This is a genomic window from Novosphingobium chloroacetimidivorans, assembly GCF_014204535.1.
Taxonomy (GTDB): domain Bacteria; phylum Pseudomonadota; class Alphaproteobacteria; order Sphingomonadales; family Sphingomonadaceae; genus Novosphingobium; species Novosphingobium chloroacetimidivorans.
Genome location: NZ_JACHLR010000030.1, coordinates 1 through 20,603, shown reverse-complemented (window position 1 = coordinate 20,603; position 20,603 = coordinate 1). Strand labels below are relative to the sequence as shown.

Here is a 20,603-nt window from a genome sequence, read left to right as displayed (position 1 = left end):
TTTACGTCGCCGCTGCGATCACCCGACCTGTGTCGGGCGCCAGGTTTCCTGAGGGTTTCGCCAGTCTATGCCCTCCAGCAGGCAGGCCATCGCCGAGGCCGAGATCGCCACCGTGCCGTCCTTTGCCGCCGGCCAAACGAACCGGCCTTTCTCGAGGCGTTTGGCGTACAGCGACATGCCGATACCGTCATGCCACAGGATCTTGCAGAGCGATCCGCTCCGCCCACGAAAGACATACAGATCGCCGGCATGAACGTCCTTTTTGAGGCACTGCTGAACCTGCAGGGCCAACGAACGCATGCCCCGGCGCATGTCCGTATGGCCAAGCGCGAGCCAGACCTTGGCGCCGGTGGGGATCGGGATCACCGGGTCAGCGCCTTCAGCACCGCCGCGGCTACTGCAGGCGGTGCCGAACCAAAAATACTCACCCGCGTGCCGCCGGGAAGCTCGACTACGATCACAGCGTGCGCTGCCGGCAACTCCGCAGGAGGCTCGTCGACGACTACCGCCTCGACGAAGCCTGGAGCCACCGCCGATGCATCGGACGCTGCCGCTCGGCGACGAAAATTGCGGCGCCAAGTGTAGATCAAACCCGTCGAGACATCGTGCCGCCGCGCGACCTGCGCCACCAAGGCGCCTGGCGCAAACGCCTCGCCCAAGATCTGCAGCCGCTCCTCGTCGCTCCACCGCCGTCGCCGCGCTGGCCCGCCGAAAACCGTCACCTGACCCACACCAACCGCTCCTACGCGTACTCTTAAGAGTGCGCTTAAGAGCGGTCGCTCACCTGCCCGGCAAGGCGCCCGCTACCGGAGGCGTACACTCCATCGACCACATCCGCCGCTTGGCCGCGCCTCGCGCGACCGGCGGGCTGCGCAGCCAGCCCAGATAGGCCCGGTTCTGGCGGCACAGGCTGAGCGCCGGCTCGAAGCAGCAGAATACCACCCTCGTTGTCCCGACCAACCCTGGCGAATGGCGCGAAGGTAGTCTCGTATTCCCCACTGAGAAGACCGCCTGACGCTGATCGGCGCGCAGCTGGGCATCCGCCAAGCGAACCAGCTGTCGATCGGAGCGGCACTCTGGCGTGCGAGGTTGCCGTGGCGCGCCTTGATGCTCGCGGTCTGGAACACGACTCGCTGGTACGGCTCTAGGATGAAGCCGATGCGGGCAGGGGTGGCGGGCATATGTCTCAGCTCGTTTGGTGCGCGGTTTATAATTGTGAAAGGCGCGGCTTCCTGCTTGAGGACGGGCCTGCGAAGAGCCGCGCAGGTGATGGCAACTCAGCCGATGCCGAGCACACTACCGCAGCACGGCGGGGCGATTGCTCTCAATCTCCGATCGACAAAGCAGCGGTTCTGAGCCGGCCGACGGTTTGGCCGTGCCCGGTTGCTGAAACATAATCAAGCTAGGAATAGAAGGCCTGACAACCCGTCGACGTGCCGCGGATTAGAAAAGGCTTATCGGCGATGATCATTGTTGCTTGAATTTATTTTACTCATTACTTTCTGTGTCCTTAGTGAAGGGGGAAGGCCACGGCACGCATCAAGCCTAAGGCACTTGTGCTTTCGTTTGTGATGGCATTGGGTGCTTACAGTTCTGCATTTGCCGCTGTAATCACTGTGGATTTCAGCGGCTCACTCACTAGCGCGAGCAATCTCGATGACACTGCTTCAGTCACTGACACCGGCTTTTTTCAGATAGGCCAAACGTTCAATGGCAGCTTCAGCTTTGATGACAGTCTGCCGGGGGTTTAGCGACGATCCCGCTAGCAATACCCGTTTTCACCTTGCCTCGTTCAACGTGTTCATCGGGGGAAAGGATTTCTCCGACCGCTTCATACCGCGAGAGATCTTTCGCGAGACGGACGGGAATGTCCGAGTGTCGGCAGGCGGGGCCGATCAGGGTGGCTTCACTGCACTCGACTTCAACCTGGCCTCGCCATACACAAGCTCTCCGGGCGCCAACGAGTTGGACAGCCGACTGCGCTGTTTCGCTTCAACGATGTCACGCCCTTTGGTGGATCCGTGCTTGGACCCACAGTTCTGACGGTCTCCGGGTTTACTCCCGCCGTTCCAGAGCTGTCTACTTGGGCCATGATGATCATAGGTGTTGGTTTCGTCGGCTTCGCGATGCGCCGTAAGGCGTTCCAAGCTGCGAGCCCGACCTTCGCCTGATTAATCTGCAGAAGGGGCCGGATGCTCAGCGTAGCGGCCCCTCCATCTCTCAGCAGCCGCTCAGAACGGCGCAGGACTGGTCTTGCGACCGGCGAATACGTGATAGCGTAAGACCGTATGTCCTGGTCTGCTTATTGGGTGGCTCGCCCTACACTGCGCGGCCGAGGGTTGCTCAAATTGGCCGAGCCGATCCTCATCGCAGGTGGACGAGCCGTGGATCATCGTACAGATGTTTTCGTTGGGATCGACGTCGCCAAGGCCCGAAACGCCATTGCAGTGGCTGATGGCGAGCGCGGCGGCGAAATGCGCTTTGTTGGCAAGGTGGACGCCGCGACCGAGAGCATGCGGCGCGTGGTGCAGCGGATCGCGGCCAAGCACGAGCATGCGCATTTCTGCTACGAGGCGGGACCAACCGGCTACGGACTCTACCGGCTGATCACCTCGCTCGGTCACTCCTGCACGGTTGTGGCGCCTTCGCTGATCCCGCGAAGAGCCGGGGATCGGGTCAAGACCAATCGTCGCGACGCAGTCGGCCTCGCCAAGCTGCTCCGGGCCGGCGAGCTTACTCCGGTCTGGGTGCCCGATGAAAGTCATGAGGCGATGCGCGACCTGGTTCGTGCGCGTGCAGCGGCGGTGGAGACGCAACGGGTGCATCGCCAGCAGGTAAGCGCATTCATGCTCAAGCACGGGCGGATATACCCGCGCAAGAAGAGCTGGTCGATGCGGTACCTCCGCTGGCTGCAGGAACAGCACTTCGATCATCCCGCCCAGCAGATCGCCCTTCAAGAGCTCGTCGAGGCAGTGAGGATCGCCAAGGAACGCATCTCCCGGATCGAGGCGGCCATCGAGGAGTTCGTGCCGAGCTGGTCGTTGGGTCCGGTTGTGCGCGCCTTGCAAGCGCTACGCGGCGTCGACCTTATCGTCGTCGTGACGTTTGTCTCCGAGATCGGCGACATGCGCCGGTTCGACAGCCCGCGCCAGCTGATGGCCTATCTTGGCTTGGTCCCAAGCGAACGCTCGACCGGTAACACCGTCCGGCATGGCGGCATCACCAAGGCTCGCAATGGGCGTGTTCGACATATGCTGATCGAAAGCGCTTGGACTTATCGGCATCCTCCGCGGGTCGGAAAGGCAAAGCTCTACCTCGTAGAGCAGGCGCCGCCCGCCGTACGTGAGATCGCCTGGAAGGCGCAGAGTCGACTGAGCGCCAGGTACCGAGCGCTCAGTACGAGGGGCAAGAAGACGACCGTGGTCTGCGCCGCAGTCGCGCGTGAACTCGTTGGCTTCATGTGGTGCATCGCTCGCCAAGCGCAGCCAGGTTGATGGAGTATACAGCGCTCGCGCACAGGCGGGGGCGGGATCACGGCAGGGGAACGTCCGTCAACCGCTTTGTGGCCGGCATCGCCGACGCCCGCTGTAAGATCGGAACAGCCCCGGACGCACACTCGGAACTGCGGTAACCAACCCGCGCATCAGAGCTTGATCACCGACGTCTTCAGATCCCGCCTCCACCTGTGCGCGACTGGACATCAGCGCCGCTCCCGCAAGCGGACGATCCCGCGCGCCCCAGGCGTTGACAAAGGACATCAGAGCGGTGTTCTTAAGCCACGGCCGTCCAGGGCATGAGCTCAGCGAGCCGGTTGGCTGGGTGGTCGTTGGCGAGGGCGACGAGGGTTCGAGTGAGCCAGTCGTGCGGGTTGATGCCGGACAGCTTGCAGTTCTCGACGAGGGTGGCGATCACCGCTCAGTTGTCGCCGCCTTCATCTGACCCGCGAGGAGCGCGTTCTTGCGGTTCAGAGCGATGGATCGGATCGATCGCTCGACGGTGTTCGTGTCGAGGTCAATGCGGCCATCGTCGAGAAAGTGAGTGAGCCCGTTTCAGCGGCCGAGAGGGTAGCGGATTGCCTCGGCGAGTTTGCTCTTTGCACTGACCTGCTGTAGCCGGACTTCCAGGTAAGACTTGAGGTCTTCCACGATGACACGACTGCGCTCCTCACGAGCGGCGCGACGCTGCTCAGCCGGTAAGCCACGCACCTCGTCCTCGATGGCGTAAAGCATGGCGATACGACGCAGGATCTCGGTCGCGACCGGCGAGTTGTCGGCAAGCTGGTAGAATTTGCGTCGGACATGCGACCAGCAGAAGGCGAGGAATACCTGCTGACGAGGCTTGGCGAGTGCTGTGTAGCCGCCATGGCCGTCGGCCTGCAGGATACCTGCAAAATCGCCAAGGTGGCTGCCGGGGCGTTCAGCCTTCCGGTCAGGGGCGTACACATAAGTGACCATCGGCGGATCGTTGCCGCCCCACGATCGGTCATCGCGGGCATAGGCCCAGAGCTGGCCGGTCTTCGTGCACCCACGTCCAGGATTGAGCACTGGTGCCGTCGTCTCGTCGGCAAAGAGGCGCTTGCGATCTTCTAAGCTCCTCCAGCGTGCGATCACGCAGCGGACGCAGATATCAGGCTGCCAAACCGACCCAATCAGCCAGGGTGGAGCGGTCGAGCTTGATGTCTTGCCGCGCGTAGATCTGCGCCTGGCGGTACAAGGGGAGATGATCGGCGTACTTGGCGACGAGGACCTGGGCGATCAGAGCCTCAGTCGGGATGCCTCCCTCGACGATGCGGGCCGGAGCCGGCGCCTGGACAACCGTGCTCTCGCAGGCTCGGCAGCCGTAGCGCGGACGTCGGGTCACCAGGACACGAAAAGTGGTGGGCACGACGTCGAGGCGCTCGGCGACATCCTCGCCGATCGCGTGCAGCGCACCGCCGCAGCAAGGACAGGCCTTGTCGTCGACATCGACGACCTGCTCGATCCGCTCGAGGTGAGCAGGGAGCGAGCCGCGGTTGGTCTTGCGCGGCTTATCGCCGCGAGCAAGCTGTGAAACTGCATCGCGGACCGCGCGCGCTTGCCCCAGTGCCGTCTCGACATCCTCCACTCCAAGCTGGAGCTGATCTAGATCGAGCTGCTCGGAAAATCAGCATCGGAGGTGGCGGGGCGCAGAACGTCGGTCATGTGACGATGGATGTGCCGGTGCCGTTTGTCGGGTTGGCTCAGGCGTTCTTATGAGCAATTTTTGGTGGAGTAGCGGCGAAAGGTGCCGAGTGGCCATGGACGTCCAACGTGGGCGGGAGCGGCACATTCCCAAGCGAGCAATCCCCTAAAATTGACCGCTGGGTCATATATGGTATCGCTTGTCCCAGAAAAAGGGCGTAAGCTGTCAGCAGACGTCATCAGTCGCGTGAGTAGCTAGCGTGGCTGTTCGAAGATTGTTCGATATGAGAGATGGACGACGGTAAGGTCCTCGTTGCAGATTGTCACCCGCTTGTCCTTGAAGGATTGCGGGCTGCGGTGCGTTATGCTCTACCCGGCGCGACGGTGGTCGGAGCTCAGACGCTATCTGAAGCCGAGGCGAAGACTGCTCAACTGGGTCGGATTAGAATGGCCTTGCTCGATCCCGACCTACCCGACGCCCGCGGGTTATTAGGGCTGCTTCGCCTGCAATATAAACTACCGCGGGTGCCGATTGTCATGATGCTGAGCGCCGAGGAAAGCAGGATCACGGGAACTGCTCGGAGCCTTGGTGCTGCCGGTTTGTTCTTGAAGTCTGCACCTGTCGATCGGATCGCCGACGATCTTCGACAAATTGCCGCAGGCCGACGCGTCTTCCCATCAGGTGCAGTGCCTTCAAGCGTCCCGCCGATACGTGATCGGATTGCACAACTATCGGATGCGCAGCGCCGCGTGCTCTTCGCCCTGGCTGAAGGACATGCTAACAAGCAGATTGCGTACGGCCTCGCCGTCACCGAGGCAACCGTCAAAGCACATCTGACCGCCATCTTCCGTCAGTTAGGCGTGAACAATCGAAGCCAAGCAATGCTGGCGCTACGCCCTGTCTTAGGGGATCCGGTCAACTAGCGGGCGCGCGCTCTGGATAGATGCTCCAAATCGCCATAAACGACCGATTGTGTTGAAAAACTCGCTCTTGCGGCAGTGATGTTGGTCTGATTCAATCGTCGCAAGACGAGCGGAGACAGGCCAATGATGGGCGAGCGCACGGTGTCGCAGGAGTCGCTGTTCTACAGCTTCAGCCTAGAGCGGCATGTACCAGGCAGCCATATGCTGTGCTCGATCGACCGGTTCGTGGACCTGTCTGGCATTCGCGAGCACCTGAAGCCGTTCTACAGCGAGATGGGCCGTCCCTCGATTGACCCCGAATTGATGATCCGGATGCTGATCATAGGCTACTGCATGGGGATCCGATCCGAGCGTCGGCTATGCGAGGAGGTTCATCTCAACCTCGCCTACCGCTGGTTCTGTCGACTGGGATTGGAAGGCGACGTGCCCGACCACTCAACCTTTTCGAAGAACCGACATGGCCGTTTTCGTGATAGTGATCTGTTGCGCCGGTTGTTCGAGACGACGGTCGAGCGCTGCATGGCCGAGGGTCTGGTCGGTGGCGAGGGCTTCGCCGTCGACGCGAGCCTCGTCCGCGCCGACGCGAATCGGCAGACCGGCGGCCCTGGCAGCGAAGGCTTGCCGCCTGACGTCGAAAATCGTGCCGTTCGCGAGTATCTGGCAACGCTCGACGATGCCGCGTTCGACGCGGCCACACCGGTCGTGCCGAAGTTCCTGGCACCCGCTGATCCGGCATCGCGCTGGACCTGCGCGCATGGCGGGCAGGCATATTACGCTTACTCGACCAACTACCTCATCGCCCTCGACCATGCCGTCATCATGGATGTGGAGGCGAGCACCGCAATCCGGCAGGCCGAGGTCACCGCCTGCAAACGGATGATCGCGCGCGTGCAGGATCGGTTCGGCGTGTGGCCTGAGCGCCTGGCAGCGGACACCGGCTATGGCTCGGCCGAGATGCTCGCGTGGCTCGTTCACGAGCGCGACATTCACCCGCACATCCCGGTGTTCGACAAGTCCACACGCCACGACGGTGCGTTTGGGCGCGACGACTTCAGCTATGACATCGACCGCGACGTCTACACCTGCCCGGCGGGACAGGAGCTGCGGCGCTACTGGCAAGAGGGCCGTGCCGCCAAGGAGCAATCTCCGATTGACGGCCTTTACAGATATCATGCCCGCAAGACGGCGCGCGACGGCTGCAACCTACGGCCACGATGCTGCCCGAAAAGCCCGTACCGCAAGATCCTGCGCTCCGTCCACGAAGGCGCTCGTGACCTAGCTCGCGACATCGCCAAAACCGACGCCTACGTGACCTCGCGACGCGAGCGGAAGAAGGTCGAGATGCTCTTCGCGCACCTGAAACGCATCCTGAAGCTGGACCGGCTGCGCCTTCGAGGTCCCAACGGCGCCAAAGACGAGTTCCTCCTCGCAGCCACCGCTCAGAACCTGCGCAAGATGGCCAAGCTGATCCCGCTCCCGACGCAGCCGCTTCCCGCCTGAGCCAGGAGAAGCCATTCGACGCGCATCAGTACCGGGCTCACCAAAGCCAACCACCGACTTCTTCAACACAATCGCCCAAATGCGGTCGAGCACTCCCGCACTTCCTCATCCACATCGCTGCCGTCGGCTGGGAAAGCGTCAGGGCGCGCAGCTTGCGGACGCACCCGTCACCCGGAGCTAAATCCTTCCGCCTGTACGCTGAGAGGTCCGGGGTTAACGAAGGTAGCCAATCGCTTGAACGGTTAGCGTGGCGAGGATCGCCAGCCGCATAGTTACACCCATCTAGCCGCCTCGGGTGCGGAACGCCACGTTATCAGTTCATTTGCAGATAACGATAGAGCCGGCAAAATCAGGCAACGGCACGCAGATGGCCTTTGTGGAGGCAATGAAAGTGTCGACAGCCTCGCGAACGCCAAGATACCGCCGGTTGTTGTAGTCGTGCACGAAGATGTAACCGCCGGGATTGAGACGCTCGTAGAACCAGTTCAGGCCGGCGCGGGTGGTCTCAAATAAGTCTACGTCTAGGCTTACGAAGGCGAACTTCTCTTCGATGCCGGCGGCGGTATCCGGAAAATAGCCCTCGAAGATCTTAGCCCGGTGAGCATGTGCGAGCTTGCTGAGAACCAATTCAACACTCGTGTCGATGAAGTCATCAGTGTTAGCGGAAGAATAGTCATTGGCGCTTTCTGCACCGAGGTCACGCTCTGAGAAGCCTGCGAACGTATCGAATAGATAAAGCGTACGATCCGGAAAGAACGTGTTGATCAGGCGCGCTTGGTCACCTTTATAGACGCCCAACTCTGCGACGGCGCCCTCGACACCCCGGTTCCGGACCTGCCGCGCCGCTAATTCGATTGCCTTGTTGCGCACAAAGTCGCAAGGGTCTGCAGAGGGGGGGGAGATGTCATCGGCATGGTCTAAATACATCGTAGCGAGGCCTAGAGGGGCGAGTCCTAAGCCGAGCTTGCCATTAAGAATGGCAAGGTCGCGATTGGCAAGGTCATTTAATTCGTGGCTGTAGCTGGCATAGAATGCTATGATCTTATTGTCCGAAATGCTGGCGTCGACCAGACCCGCCCTAATCTCATCGACGGCACGGGCAGCGATAACGACATAGTCGTATTCGACTTCATGCAGGATGGTAGGGTCTAGAACCTTGTACCCATCGACGAGCGTGCCATGTTTCGCCGAGTTGTTGTCTAGAAGCGCAAGGACGTCCAAACGTGATCGTGCCATGCTCAGGAAGTCCTTCGCGGCGCTCCCCGTACCCATAACAAATACTTTAGCCGCCAAGCTCACCCCCTACTCAATCGACCTGGAGCGTATCGCGTAAGCTGGGGCGCAACAAGGTACGGATTTTGCATAATTTGTGGCGGCGGCAATGCAAGACCACCTAGGAAGGCGGTACTCACCGCATTGCATAGGTAACGTGGTTGCGCTGCCCTGACATGTGACGCCGGTAAGGTCATTGTGCGCGGACCAGCCTTCCCGACACGGCGCGATCGGTGCAAGGCTATTGGCTGCGTGAGCCGCGACCAAGAAATTAGAGGAATGGCGCCATGGATGCAGAAGCACAGCAGCAGCGGCAAGGATGGATAGGAACATCTTGCCCGATAGCGGCCCACGGCATCTCATAGGAAACCGCATCGATACCGAGGGGCACGACGGGCAGACCTACGCTGAGGTGCATATGCCTACATACACCCTGATTACAGACGGGCGTGATATCGAAGCCGAGGAACTCGTGGCAGACGGGACGCGGAACTTGCCGGCCAAGGTCGATGATTATGAATGGAACAAGGCGCGAGTGCTCCAAGAAAGGCAGGTCATTTTCATCCTGGCGCTTAGCACCACCCGTGACTGGCCCATATTGCCCGGCCTTCCGGAAGGCTGTGTCGGGTTCCGACCAGCTTTGCTGTGCCACGGCGTAGCAAAGCAGTTGGAGCATGCATCATTCGCCGCATCCTCACAGCAGCAGTCGTCAACGCTTGCCTCGCGCTCGCTGGTTGCAACACGCAGACTTTGCCTCAGGGGGCGCGGCATTGCAGACCGCTGACTAGCGCTGACATTTCGAACGTATAGCTTGCGCCAGCTAATGAATGCCCGGCGATTCAGTCGTCGGCTCGCGCTCCAGCTCAGCTTCGATCAGAGGGCCATAAAGACGCCAACCATTGGGTAAAATCACGGGCAAGTGCGCAGGGTCGATGGGTGCCATATCAAGCGGTAAATTTTTCACGTCTGAGGCGATGCTGTCAGGAGCTTGTGGAGGCTGAGGGCTTACAGCGAGTAGGAAGCCTGGGGGATATTTGCGAAGCTCGGCTGCGATAAGCACGTGCAACTTGTGCAAAGCTTGATCGATGATCGTGCCCGGTACCGTCGGAAGCGGCATCTCGGTTCCTGACTTCTCGGTGTGCGACATGCTCTCTCTTTCACAGGGCTTGGACCGCAGCGCGATTGTCTAAGCAACGCCGAAACTTTGATTCGAGTTGCATATAAAGTCGAGCGGATCGCGCCTGCGACCCATCAGCGGAGGAGCTGTGCATTCACTCACACCCGATACTATCGCCATCGCGTCCCGACCCGGGGCGATAGCCAAATCGACCTCTCAGCACGGGTGCAGCACCAGCCGCCCGAGCCGCTGCGCAGTTCTAGCGGTAGGCGTCGTGGCCGTCCCTACCGCTCGAAGCTCTGTACGCGCACTGGCGCGGACCGCGAGGCGCCCCCCCTTGTGACAATGATGAATGCCGTTCAGAACCCGACGAAAGATAGTCTACAGCGGAAACCTCGCGCGGCTTGTTCGGCAGCAACGGTTCGATGATCGACCAGTCCTTGTCTGTCAGTTCGTGTCGCCGCCCCGCCATCCAACTCCATCGCAATTGAGACCCTGGATCACGCAAGTTAGCAAACCTCAAGAAGGTTCATGAGTTTACCGCCTCGCACAACCAATTGGCTTCTCCTGAGTCTTCCTGGGCAAAAGCTCCTCCGATCGTCAGCACTGCTGAAGCGCGAACCGCTTCATGCGAAAACGTACCTTGAGCACAGCGGACGGCCTTCTTCCAAGTGTATTTCATCAAGGCTGGTGTTCGTGGGCAATCTCGAGCCCGGGAGGTCCTGGAACCGATCGAGGTGGGCGCGATTGGCCTTGAGAATATGGTGGGAACCAGCACTATCGCGGGCCTAACTCCGCAGCGAGACAGCCTGGTGCAAAATCATCGGCCGTGCCCTGGTTCTCGACAGCACCGCGACCGATAAATTCTTTTCTGCCACACCGAGTTTCGAGCAATAACTCTTCTGCTACATACAGGCACGATTGATCTAGATTAGCTTAGCGGCAGATGCCGGAGTTCGTGCCAATGTTCAACAAAGGTCGGCTCGTAAGCTACTGATGTACCATGATCGGGTTGGCTCGGAGGAGCTCGCGCTTACCCACGAGAACATCTCGATGCTGCTGGGCGTGCGGCGTGCGAGTGTCGCAGGCGCGATCCACAACATGGAAGGTGAGGGCGTCATTGCCGCTCAACGTGGCGTTTTCGCCATTCGGAATCGCGCCGGCGTCGAGCGTTGTTGTGGATACTTCGACGGTGTCGCTGAGAGCAGGTGTCGGCAGATCGTGGGCGGCGTCTGCATGCCTGCGCCTTGCAAAGCGGCGTCGCGTGAAGTCACGGCTAGGGGTTGGTCAAGATCCGCCCACGGTGCGTGGTATCGTCAGACGTAGAGGACGCTCAGTCAAGCAACACTTGGAATGACTGATGGTTTGCTGCCTGAACGTGATTGACTATATTGCAGCAGCCGGCGATCATTCCGGCGGGAGAGGGGATGAAAGCCGCAGACACTATCAGGCGAGCGATTCGCCCGGATGTAGCGCCCGTAGATTGTCTACTGCGCTCTTCATTAGCTATTGTGATACCCACAGGCCTTGGTTGGTTGATCGACCAAGGATCGCACGGATCGCCGTTTCTCCTCTACTTTCCAGCAGTTCAAGCGATTGCAATGTTTCTGGGCTGGCGCTGGGGCGTCGAAACGGCCTTGGGAAGTGCTGTTGCGGCCGTCTGTTTCCTGATGCCACCATGGCGCGAGCTATCGACGATACTTGACCATGCGATCGTCGTTGGTCTCTTTCTGGTCGCCGTCGGCCCAATGATCTTCATGGGGGAGTTGCTGCGCAAGTCGGTTCTCGAGAACTATGAGCGTGCGCGTCAAAAACGAGGAGTTCAACAGGGAACTGCAGCACCGAACGAAAAACTCGATCCAAATGGTTAGTGCTCTTGCGTCACAAGCTAGCAAAGCACCCGATCCTGCCGCCTTCTATGATAAGCTCGCAGCCCGGTTGAACGCGCTTGCAAAGGCCAACGAGCTGCTTCGATATGGCGTTCTGGCCGCTTGCGACATGGAGGAGCTGGTAACAGGTTCCTTCGCGCCCTTTGCTCGTGAGCAGATCACCGTGCAAGGACCTAAGTGTTGCGTGGCTAAAGATGCCTGCACGCCGCTGGTGATGGCACTACACGAACTCGGGACCAACGCTAAGAAGTACGGTGCGCTGTCCCGGCCTGAGGGCCATGTTGAGATCAGCTGGGAGATTATGGATGACCAGATCAAAGTCAGTTGGTGCGAGAGCGGCGGACCACCTGTGTCGACGCCAACCCGCAAGGGATTGGGAACCCGCTTGATCACTCAACAATCACAGTTTCGCGCGGTATCGTTGGACTTCTCCTCAGCCGGTTTGACATGCCAGATCAGTATTGCCGCGACAGGCTAAGTTGAATTTGGTGGCGGTTATGCTCTGGGCATCCACCATCGAGCGCAGCGGCGAGAGAAGGGGGCCCGGCTGGCGACCACAGAAACTGGAGGGCTTCTCATCCAGCACCTTGCGTTCCGGGCACCAATTTCATTTCGAGCGGTTCCACCTATGTACCTCCCGCCGCCCACTTGCATGATAGGCCATAGCGGACCAAAGCACGCCACAAGTGCCCCCATGATGTCACGAAGAGAAATAGGCTTATGAACGACGCTGGTTCCACCCCCGACATTGCTGCGCTGACGGTTCAGCTGTTGAGCGCGTACCTTGCTAACAATGACGTGCCTTCCGAAGATCTGGCTGGCTTGATCCGTTCGACAAGAGATGCGCTTAGCCCGAATGCGGCGCCATTAGGGCAAGCCGAGCCAGAAACGTTCACGCCGGCAGTGACTGTGCGCAAGAGCCTGGCGTCGCCCGACCACATCATCAGTCTTATAGACGGTAAAGCGTACAAGACGCTCAAGCGTCACTTGGCTAGTCATGGATTGACGCCGGCGGAGTATCGGGCCCGATATAACCTGCCGTCCAATTATCCGATGGTGGCGCAAGCGTACGCGGAACATCGCCGCGGCATAGCTCAGAAGAGTGGCTTGGGGACCAGAAAATCTGCAGACGAGAGTGCGGCGCTGCCTTTGCAGGAGAAACCTTCAACCAACTCTGAGGAATTGATTACAACCCAGTCGCCCTCCTCCCACGAGGGCAGTCCGGGGCAGCGCTCAGCGGTTGTTGCTGAGGCGAACAAGGCCGCGGTTAGTGGCGATGCTGCAGCATACGACCAGGTTGACGCTGGGCAACCATCGTCAATGCCTGCTGCAGATCAGGACGCCGCGACGCAGCGCGAAAGTGCATCGGACACACCGACCGTGCCAGGCTCGTTAGGAGAGCCTGCGGCAAAGCGGACGATGGGCAAGGCGACGCCAGCAGCCAAGAAGCCTGCGTCAGAGGCGGCGGATGGATCTTCGAAGCGAGGTGGGAAGGTGAAGGCCGAGCCTCAACCAACCTCGAGAGACGCGTCAGAGGGCGCTGGCGAAGCGACTGAAGGTCAGGATGTGCCGCCTAGCGTGCAGAAGCCGAAGCGACGCGCCAAGCTGGGCTTGTTCACCAGTGCGGAGACAACGGCTGAGCAGCCGAGCGACGAAGCAGTTGTTCAATCCGCTGATACTGAGGTGGCGGACGAGCAGCAGCCGGTGAGCACAGGTGCTACTAAGGCCGTCACCAAAGCGCCTGCAAAGCGCAAGAGCACCAAACGGATGGCCCGCGCGCCTCAAGGCTCGGCTGAACCTCAAGTCGGGACACCTGATAGCAGGGACGATCCGGCCTAGAGGACGACGCAGATTATTGGGTATGGCAAGCGTGCGCCCACTTGGGCATGGTTCCAGTGCCATGGAGGCATGAACTGGTGTGACCAAGGGCAGCCCGTTGCGCAGAATGGGGTCTGACTGCTTGAGGCTGTGCCGGCGCCATCCCAAACTCGGGCCGTACTAGCGGCAGCCTCTTGTGTCACACGAAGGAGAACGCGAGCTGGTCGCCACAGGCCGCTGGTACTCACACCCGTGATCAGGCATGGGGCGTGCCTCCTGATCCATGCTCGTGCAATAGCGTGTGCGAGCTACACATCCAAGACAATGGCAAATGTATGAGCACCGATGAACCTCAGGTGGGATCCGATGCCCCGCTAATCGATGCTGACGAGGGCGGCGTCGTACAATTCATTGCTCGTGCGAGACGACGCGGGTTTGTCACGATGGACGAGGTGGAAGCTTCGCTTCCTCAGGATCAGATGTTTAACGACCAGATCGAGCAGGTCATGGCGGCCATCTCGGATTTGGGCATCAGGATCGTTGAGAAGGACGAGGGCGGCGAGGAAGAGGAGGAGGGCCAAGCCGCAGACCGCGACGATCTGAACGTCGACTTTGATACTGGCGGCGACGCAACGCTGGAGCGCCGCGTTCCATCGAACCGAGCAGCCGAGAACCTTGGTCGTACTGACGATCCTGTACGCATGTACCTGCGTGAGATGGGCGCTGTCGAGATACTCAGTCGCGAGGGCGAGGCGGCTGTGGCGAAGCGGATTGAAGCTGGCAGAGACATGATGATCTGGGGGCTATGTGAGAGCCCTCTAACCTTCCATGCCATTATCCAGTGGTCCGAAGCTCTCGACAGTGGCGAAATGCAGCTGCGCGAGATTCTCGATTTGGACGCCATGCACTCGGCCGAGCCTGCGCCCGAGGCGATGTTGGCCGAAGTCGATGGCGAGATCAGCCAAGCCACTGCCGGCCCGTCCTACAAGGAAGACGATGAGGAGGCAGAGCCGCAGAGCTCTGAGGGCGGGGACGAGGACGCGGCTGAACGCGGCGCGGGCAAGACTGCAGAAGACGAGGAAGACAGCACCCTAAACCTCGCGCAACTGGAGGCAGCACTAAGAGATGATGCGCTTGCCAAGTTCGCGCAGATTACCGAGGTGTTCCGTGCTTTCGAGAAGCTGCAGCGCCAACGGCTCGACGCGATGGGCTCGGGCATCGAGCTACCCCGGTTAGGGGAGCAGCAGTACCAACAATTGCGTGAGGATCTGACTGCTCTTGTCGAGTCCGTGAAGTTTCACGCCTCCAAGACTGAGTACCTGATCGACAGCCTTTACGAGCTCAACCGTCGTCTTATGACCCTGGGCGGCAAGATGCTGCGCTTGGCCGAGCGACACAAGATAAAGCGCGCAGAGTTCCTGGACGCGTACGTCGGCCGCGAACTCGACGATGGTTGGCTCGCCGAGATGAGCCGGAAGGACAAGAAGTGGTTGGCCTTCGCGCAAACCGAGGCGGCAGCGGTCGAGCGCATCCGATCCGAAGTGTCGGACATTGCTGCGGCAACAGGAACGACGCTTGAGGAGTTCCGCCGCATCGTCAACATGGTGCAGAAGGGCGAGCGCGAGGCGCGCATCGCCAAGAAGGAGCTCGTCGAGGCCAACCTGCGCCTGGTGATTTCGATCGCCAAGAAGTACATCAACCGTGGCCTGCAATTCCTGGACCTCATCCAGGAAGGTAACATTGGGTTGATGAAGGCGGTCGACAAATTCCAGTACCGTCGCGGGTTCAAGTTCTCGACATATGCCACCTGGTGGATCCGTCAGTCAATGACGCGAGCAATCGCGGATCAGGCACGCACCATCCGCATCCCGGTTCACATGATCGAGACGATCAACAAGCTCGTGCGCACAGGTCGGCGGTTCCTCTACGACCATGGTCGCGAGCCGACACCCGAGGAAATGGCCGAGGCACTATCGATGCCGCTCGAGAAGGTGAAGCGCGTCTTGAAGATTGCCAAGGAGCCGGTCTCGCTCGACAGCCCTGTAGGCGACGAAGACGACAGTCGCTTGGGCGACTTCATCCAGGATGGTGATGCGGTTGTCCCAGTCGAAGCAGCAATCCAATCAAACTTGAAGGAGATGATCACCCGCAGCCTGGCGTCTCTGACACCGCGCGAAGAGCGGGTGCTGCGCATGCGCTTCGGCATCGGCATGCACACCGATCACACGCTGGAGGAGGTCGGTCAGCAGTTCTCCGTCACGCGTGAGCGGATCCGGCAGATCGAAGCCAAGGCAATCAGGAAACTTCAGCATCCCAATCGTTCGCGGATCATGCGCACTTTCCTCGACTAGCCTACGAACCCGAGCACAGCCAAGGCGATCATGCTCCAAGCTCTTCGCCGTCCTTGTTTCACCTAACGGAGTGGTAACCCGAATTGGGGTAACGCAGCTCTAAAGATATTTTTCGGATCGCTGCCTTGCCCCTGAGCCCGGGAGTGTCAGTGGCAGACCGCGTCTACGTCGCGCAGGTGCTCAGTCTTCTCTCGAGCATGACACCATCCGCGCTGATGGCCATGATCTTCATCATCAACGTCGGCGTCGCCTACGATGTCACAGCTGATCCGCGGCTCCTTGCCGTGGACGTGGCCGGCTCCATCTTCAATGTCTGGCGGATCGCGGCAGTGCTCGTGCTTAGGGGACTCGCTTCATAATGTGTGATTGGCCCCAGGGAGGCTACCCGGTTCCAAGTGCACTTTGCAATGCCGTACGTGAGCTTCGCGGGAGTGATCGGCCTTCTTGGCTTTTGATGTTCCGCCGTCCAGAGGTTCAACTCCACATGCTGACAGTCTGCGTCGCAGTTGGCTACTGTGCAGGCGTTGCTGCGAACTGCGGATTGCGACCACGTTTGGCCATCGCCAGCATCATCCTGGCTATCGGCCCGATCATATCCGGCGCGGTTGTGAAAAGCGAAGTAACCTACTTCGCAATGGCCATCGTCGCGGCAGCGTTCGCCGCTGGAGCCGCCCGCTCGATAATTGTTCGCACTGAGGAATCACGAAAAGAGATCGCAGCACGCATTTCGTCTGTAAGTCTCGCCCGCCAAGATAGCCGCACGGCGCTTTCCCAACCGCCTGACGCTTGCTGAGTTCTTCGACCAGCACCTGCCACGAGTTATATCCGATAACATCATAGCCGATCACTATCTTGATCTGAATGGTTTCAAGCCGGTCAACGATAAGCATGGGCATATAGGCGGCGACGAGCTGCTATTCGCTGTTGGCAAGCGTCTACGTCGAGCAATTCGGGAGACAGATATGGTTGCCCGCCTGGGCCGGGATGAGTTCGCGATTGTTCAGATTGACATGAGCAATCCGGAGGAGGCACACGCACTCTCCTGGCGGATCAGAGACACGATCGATCAGCCGTTTGAGATTGATCAGCTCAGCATTTCGGTTTCTGCCAGCATCGGCACCGCTATCAACGCTGAGCCATTCGCCTGCCTTTCCGAAATGCTGGACCAGGCAGATTCCGAATTGTACAGAGTCAAGCGGGCAATGAAGAGGCTGCAGCTGGTAGCAGTGTAGTCGCCTCCTGATTGCCCATGCCTGTTTCCGCCGACGCGTGGAAATCTCGAGCTACAGCGGAGACCAACTGCCCACGCATCGATCGCGAACGCACGCAATCGGGCCTGGTGATGTCGCAAAATCCCGGTCGATCATATTGCTCTGCCTTATTCGCCCGCTGACCGATGAACTGGAAGTGGGCGGGGCATGCGTCAGCGTGTTGTCCGCATGCGAGAAGGAAGATGCTCGCTCTCTTGAGAACCCCGCAAGAAGTCGTATGAGCAAGTGCTCCGGTGCTGGCGAGAGCCAAGCCGGCTACGAGCGTAGGAGCGTGCGTGTCTTCACCAATGGAACGGGCTGCACGGGCTCTGTGCCGGCTTGATGGCAACGCTGAGAACATAGCGTTTGGCAGACAACCAATGTGGAAGAGCTACATACCCGAAGTTCATGCGGTGCTTACCCAGATGCGCGATCCAAGCACCGAAATGATCGCGGCGGCCGATAGCTTGGCTTGTGCCGTCGACACGGCCGCGCAATGGCAAGCGATGATCGACACCGCCATCTTTGGAACGGGCTTGGCCTCGGCCCTTGAGGGCGTGCAAAGTTCTTGCCTCTAGGTTGTCGAGCGCCGTCAGGCCTTCTGCGTACGAGATCGCAGCCGGCGGCTCCTGACTCAGCAAGGCGGCCGATTATGCGTCCGGACCATTGAAGGCTCAAGCCGGTCAATCGTGCCTGATCTTGGCGTCGCGCTCAGATGCGCCGCATACCATCACCTCTAGACCCAACAAACAGCTTCTTCAGTATAAGCTTACCTGAGCGAGGATGGCCGCTGCCTGCCGCCCGCATCCCTCATGTAAACGCCCGATGTCTGCTTATCCTCGTTCGGCATCCGTGCTTTGAGTACAGGAATTACGCAGCGGGATCGCTAAACCCTTGTCGTTTCGCACTGATTGCCTCCATCAGCATGGTCCACCAAGCGCGAGACTTGCATGAGCTGGCTTGCACGACGAGAGAGTTGGAGCGCCGAGACAGAGGACGCGCGCGAAGATGGCGATATCCATTATGCCCGTGTGGTGCATTCCGGCGTCGCTCCGGCGGCTTCGACGCGGATTTCAGCGTGATCGCGCGCACCAATCCGATTTGATGGCGCGCAGCATTCCGACATGATCGCGCGCAGTTCGGAATGACTTGAGGTCTGATCGTCGGGACCAATTTCCTGCCTGAGCAGCCGGGAAGTGGATGCCGCCCGGGAGGGTTGTGGTGCGCCAAGTGCGCGAGATCTTGAGACTGAGCCTGGATGCGAGGCTCTCGACGCGTTCGGCAGCCGAGCTTGTGGTCACCAGCGCAACGACGGTGTGCGATACGGTGAAGCGGCTCCGGCATTCAGGGCTTTCCTGGCCATTGCCGGTCGAAGTCAGCGATATGGATCTGTTGAGTGCCTCTATGGCATGTGCGGGATCAAGCCGGGGCGGCGCAGGCTCGCCAAGCCGGACTGGTCGGTGGTGGCGCGCGAGCTGAAGCGCAAGCACGTGACGCTGCAGGTGATCTGGGAGGAATACAATGCGCACCCCGACGGGTACCGCTACAGCCGGCTCTGCGATCTGTTTCGCCGCTGGGTAGGACGCTTGCCGCTGGTGAGGCGCCAGAGCCATGCTGGAGGGAAGCGGCTGTTCCTCGACCATGCCGGTGACACGGTGCGCGTAGTGATCAACCGACGGACTGGCGAGGTATGCGGCCCCCACATCTTCGTCGCCGTGATGGGCTGCTCCAGTTTGTCGTTCGCGCTGGCGAAGTGGACCGAGCAGTATACCGATTTGATTGAGGGTAACGATGCCGCTCTCGCTTTCTTTGGCGGCGTGCCGCAGCTGCTCGTACCCGACAACGCGATTATTCACCCCAACATCCGTGGCTCGAATAACACGACTAAAAGGACCATCAACGCTGGAGCACCCCACACTCCACCTGCTAGGCCAGTTCGGCCTGGACGGCTTGGGCGCGGCAGCCAAGAGTAAGCGACGTTTGATGCACGGGAGATGCTTGCATCCCAAGCTGGGAGCCGAGCCAACCGCCTCGGTTCGCCACCCATACCGCTGGCGAACTCCACCTCTGAAAGTTCCGGTCACCCGGTCATCAAGGCTTGAGCGGTCATGTGAACTGCCGCGGCAGCATTTTTGGCCTCCAACTTGTGCAGCAGGTGTCCGCGATGGATTTCGACAGTACGAGAGCTGATATTCAGCACCTCAGCAATCTCAGGATTACTGAGACCATCTTTCAATCGATCCAGCACCTGCTTCTCACGCGGTGTTAGCTGGTTTAGCTTATTTCGTGCCTCAGCAGCGGCAAATCGCGAGTTTATCAAGGAAGTAAGCTCAGCAGCACAGCCTTCAAAAAGCGTTTGAATGTCGGATTGATCAAACGGCTCGGGCAAATAGCCGGTGAGGCCCTTCACAATAAGCTGCGAACAACGAATGATATCAGGATTTTTTCGGTATCCAAGGATTGGGGCCCAGTAGGAGCGAGAGCGCATGTCTTGCAGCAGGTCAGTGATATTCTGCCCCTCATCGCGCACAACAATGAGCGTCTCTGTGTTCCCATTGGCCAGGAACTCAGCGACGCTTTCGTATGGCTCGACATGAAGCGGGCCGCTGGCCAAAGCAGCAGTTCGCGCAGCTCGGCGACGCATGTCTACCTCAATTAGCGAGATCGTGTTGTAGCGGTGCATGGGCCAACAAGTAGTGTAAACTCGTACGTTTTCAAATAGAGATCATGATCTCTCGCTAGAGAAGGAACGCGAACGCGACCACTAGAGCAGTTGCACGATAAGGGGAATCGGCGAGGGGTTCCTATGGCGATGATCATGTGATTCATAGGATGTGGTCACGAAGGAGGCGGCATGGGTTGGCGGTCAGGTCAGAGCTACTCGCAAGATTTGCGCGATCGGGTGCTGAGGGCTGTGGATGGTGGCATGCCGGTACGGCAAGCGGCGCCTACCTTTGAGGTGAGCATCGCGTACATCTACAAGGCTGTGATCCGACGCCGGGTGACTGGCGATGTGGGGATCAACCCGAACCGGGGCATGCGCTCGCAGGAACTGGCGCTCGAAGCGCACATCCGCTCGCGCCCTGGGATCACGCTGGCACAGGCGCAAGCATGGCTGCTGGTCGAGTACGGTGTCGAACTGAGCACCGGCGCGATCTGGAATGCGGCCCGGCGGCTCGGATTGTTGTTCAAAAAAAGCCCTGCGAGCCGCCGAGCAGGACCGGCCGGACGTGGCGGCAAGGCGCAAGCTGTGCAAGAGCCGCGCAGCCATTCCTCGATCCTGAGAGCCTGGTCTTCCTCGACGAGACCGGCTTGAACACCAA

At 59.9% G+C, this 20,603-nt stretch carries 22 protein-coding genes and 3 pseudogenes; 16 read left to right on the top strand and 9 right to left on the bottom strand.

Translation table 11 applies throughout. From position 1 onward, the window contains the following. Positions 1-18: 18 nt before the first annotated feature. Genes tnpB through HNO88_RS20075 form a run of 3 tightly spaced genes read right to left on the bottom strand, consistent with a single transcriptional unit; the run spans position 19 to position 942 of the window. Positions 19-366, bottom strand: coding sequence for an IS66 family insertion sequence element accessory protein TnpB (tnpB, locus tag HNO88_RS22910; RefSeq protein WP_184250101.1), 348 nt, complete (start codon positions 364-366; stop codon positions 19-21). Then, positions 363-731, bottom strand: coding sequence for an IS66-like element accessory protein TnpA (gene tnpA, locus HNO88_RS22905; protein ID WP_184250097.1), 369 nt, complete (start codon positions 729-731; stop codon positions 363-365). Before tnpA ends, tnpB begins: the two co-directional genes overlap by 4 nt. A 49-nt stretch (positions 732-780) precedes the next feature. Then, positions 781-942 carry a hypothetical protein gene (locus HNO88_RS20075; RefSeq protein ID WP_184250095.1) on the bottom strand — a complete coding sequence of 54 codons (162 nt, stop codon included), beginning with the start codon at positions 940-942 and terminating at the stop codon, positions 781-783. Positions 943-2,021: 1,079 nt separating this feature from the next. On the opposite strand from HNO88_RS20075, the gene HNO88_RS23065 reads away from it, so the two are divergent. Together HNO88_RS23065 and HNO88_RS20065 are read left to right on the top strand one after the other, a co-directional pair. Continuing rightward, on the top strand, positions 2,022-2,171 hold the full coding sequence (locus HNO88_RS23065) for a PEPxxWA-CTERM sorting domain-containing protein (protein WP_184250092.1): 150 nt from the start codon (positions 2,022-2,024) through the stop codon (positions 2,169-2,171). A gap of 213 nt (positions 2,172-2,384) precedes the next feature. Beyond that, positions 2,385-3,494 carry an IS110 family RNA-guided transposase gene (locus HNO88_RS20065; protein WP_184250089.1) on the top strand — a complete coding sequence of 370 codons (1,110 nt, stop codon included), beginning with the start codon at positions 2,385-2,387 and terminating at the stop codon, positions 3,492-3,494. A gap of 277 nt (positions 3,495-3,771) precedes the next feature. Here the strand turns inward: HNO88_RS20065 and tnpC are convergent. Next, positions 3,772-5,139: pseudogene (tnpC, locus tag HNO88_RS20060) on the bottom strand (IS66 family transposase); the annotation flags it as partial. A gap of 311 nt (positions 5,140-5,450) precedes the next feature. Here tnpC and HNO88_RS20055 point away from each other — a divergent pair. Continuing rightward, positions 5,451-6,083 carry a response regulator transcription factor gene (locus tag HNO88_RS20055; protein WP_184250086.1) on the top strand — a complete coding sequence of 211 codons (633 nt, stop codon included), beginning with the start codon at positions 5,451-5,453 and terminating at the stop codon, positions 6,081-6,083. Between the two features lie 123 nt (positions 6,084-6,206). Beyond that, positions 6,207-7,583 carry a transposase gene (locus tag HNO88_RS20050; protein ID WP_184250083.1) on the top strand — a complete coding sequence of 459 codons (1,377 nt, stop codon included), beginning with the start codon at positions 6,207-6,209 and terminating at the stop codon, positions 7,581-7,583. A 318-nt stretch (positions 7,584-7,901) separates the two neighbouring features. Here HNO88_RS20050 and HNO88_RS20045 read toward each other — a convergent pair whose 3' ends face one another. Beyond that, a complete protein-coding gene (locus HNO88_RS20045) occupies positions 7,902-8,882 on the bottom strand; it encodes a TylF/MycF/NovP-related O-methyltransferase (RefSeq protein WP_184250080.1) in 981 nt (326 codons plus the stop codon). A gap of 292 nt (positions 8,883-9,174) precedes the next feature. Between HNO88_RS20045 and HNO88_RS20040 the strand changes: the two genes are divergently transcribed. Continuing rightward, positions 9,175-9,639: a hypothetical protein gene (locus HNO88_RS20040; RefSeq protein WP_184250077.1), complete on the top strand. Its 465-nt coding sequence runs from the start codon at positions 9,175-9,177 to the stop codon at positions 9,637-9,639. A gap of 36 nt (positions 9,640-9,675) precedes the next feature. Here the strand turns inward: HNO88_RS20040 and HNO88_RS20035 are convergent, their stop codons facing one another. The 3 genes and pseudogenes from HNO88_RS20035 to HNO88_RS20025 form a co-directional block, all read right to left on the bottom strand. Continuing rightward, positions 9,676-10,002: a hypothetical protein gene (locus HNO88_RS20035; RefSeq protein ID WP_184250074.1), complete on the bottom strand. Its 327-nt coding sequence runs from the start codon at positions 10,000-10,002 to the stop codon at positions 9,676-9,678. 124 nt (positions 10,003-10,126) lie between these two features. Further along, positions 10,127-10,219: pseudogene (locus tag HNO88_RS22480) on the bottom strand (excalibur calcium-binding domain-containing protein); the annotation flags it as partial. Positions 10,220-10,351: 132 nt separating this feature from the next. Next, positions 10,352-10,444 (bottom strand): annotated as a pseudogene (locus tag HNO88_RS20025) (IS5/IS1182 family transposase); the annotation flags it as partial. 458 nt (positions 10,445-10,902) lie between these two features. On the opposite strand from HNO88_RS20025, the gene HNO88_RS23060 reads away from it, so the two are divergent. The 10 genes from HNO88_RS23060 (at position 10,903) to HNO88_RS19975 (ending at position 19,253) form a co-directional block, all read left to right on the top strand. Beyond that, positions 10,903-11,298 (top strand): helix-turn-helix domain-containing protein, encoded by a 396-nt coding sequence (locus HNO88_RS23060; protein ID WP_376768790.1) that lies wholly within the window; start codon positions 10,903-10,905, stop codon positions 11,296-11,298. Between the two features lie 101 nt (positions 11,299-11,399). Further along, positions 11,400-11,843 carry a DUF4118 domain-containing protein gene (locus HNO88_RS20015; protein ID WP_184250069.1) on the top strand — a complete coding sequence of 148 codons (444 nt, stop codon included), beginning with the start codon at positions 11,400-11,402 and terminating at the stop codon, positions 11,841-11,843. Beyond that, positions 11,767-12,339: a sensor histidine kinase gene (locus tag HNO88_RS20010; protein ID WP_184250066.1), complete on the top strand. Its 573-nt coding sequence runs from the start codon at positions 11,767-11,769 to the stop codon at positions 12,337-12,339. The genes HNO88_RS20015 and HNO88_RS20010 overlap by 77 nt, the downstream gene beginning before the upstream one ends. 242 nt (positions 12,340-12,581) lie before the next feature. Next, a complete protein-coding gene (locus tag HNO88_RS20005; RefSeq protein ID WP_184250063.1) occupies positions 12,582-13,700 on the top strand; it encodes a MucR family transcriptional regulator in 1,119 nt (372 codons plus the stop codon). A gap of 314 nt (positions 13,701-14,014) precedes the next feature. Next, positions 14,015-16,030 (top strand): RNA polymerase sigma factor RpoD, encoded by a 2,016-nt coding sequence (rpoD, locus tag HNO88_RS20000; protein WP_184250123.1) that lies wholly within the window; start codon positions 14,015-14,017, stop codon positions 16,028-16,030. Positions 16,031-16,179: 149 nt separating this feature from the next. Beyond that, positions 16,180-16,389 (top strand): hypothetical protein, encoded by a 210-nt coding sequence (locus HNO88_RS19995; protein WP_184250061.1) that lies wholly within the window; start codon positions 16,180-16,182, stop codon positions 16,387-16,389. A gap of 194 nt (positions 16,390-16,583) precedes the next feature. Further along, complete coding sequence (locus tag HNO88_RS19990; RefSeq protein ID WP_184250058.1) at positions 16,584-16,823, top strand: hypothetical protein; 240 nt, start codon at positions 16,584-16,586, stop codon at positions 16,821-16,823. After that, entirely contained in the window at positions 16,783-17,262 is a 480-nt protein-coding gene (locus HNO88_RS19985; protein ID WP_184250120.1) for a GGDEF domain-containing protein, read from the top strand. The genes HNO88_RS19990 and HNO88_RS19985 overlap by 41 nt, the downstream gene beginning before the upstream one ends. Positions 17,263-17,660: 398 nt before the next feature. Then, positions 17,661-17,858 carry a hypothetical protein gene (locus HNO88_RS19980; RefSeq protein ID WP_184250055.1) on the top strand — a complete coding sequence of 66 codons (198 nt, stop codon included), beginning with the start codon at positions 17,661-17,663 and terminating at the stop codon, positions 17,856-17,858. A gap of 831 nt (positions 17,859-18,689) precedes the next feature. Further along, positions 18,690-19,253, top strand: a complete 564-nt coding sequence (locus HNO88_RS19975) for a transposase (protein WP_184250052.1) — start codon at positions 18,690-18,692, stop codon at positions 19,251-19,253. Between the two features lie 107 nt (positions 19,254-19,360). On the opposite strand, the gene HNO88_RS19970 is transcribed toward HNO88_RS19975, so the two are convergent. Continuing rightward, positions 19,361-19,963, bottom strand: coding sequence for a response regulator transcription factor (locus tag HNO88_RS19970; protein ID WP_184250049.1), 603 nt, complete (start codon positions 19,961-19,963; stop codon positions 19,361-19,363). 243 nt (positions 19,964-20,206) lie between these two features. Between HNO88_RS19970 and HNO88_RS19965 the strand changes: the two genes are divergently transcribed. Further along, positions 20,207-20,596, top strand: a complete 390-nt coding sequence (locus tag HNO88_RS19965) for a COG3415 family protein (RefSeq protein ID WP_184250046.1) — start codon at positions 20,207-20,209, stop codon at positions 20,594-20,596. Positions 20,597-20,603: the final 7 nt, after the last annotated feature.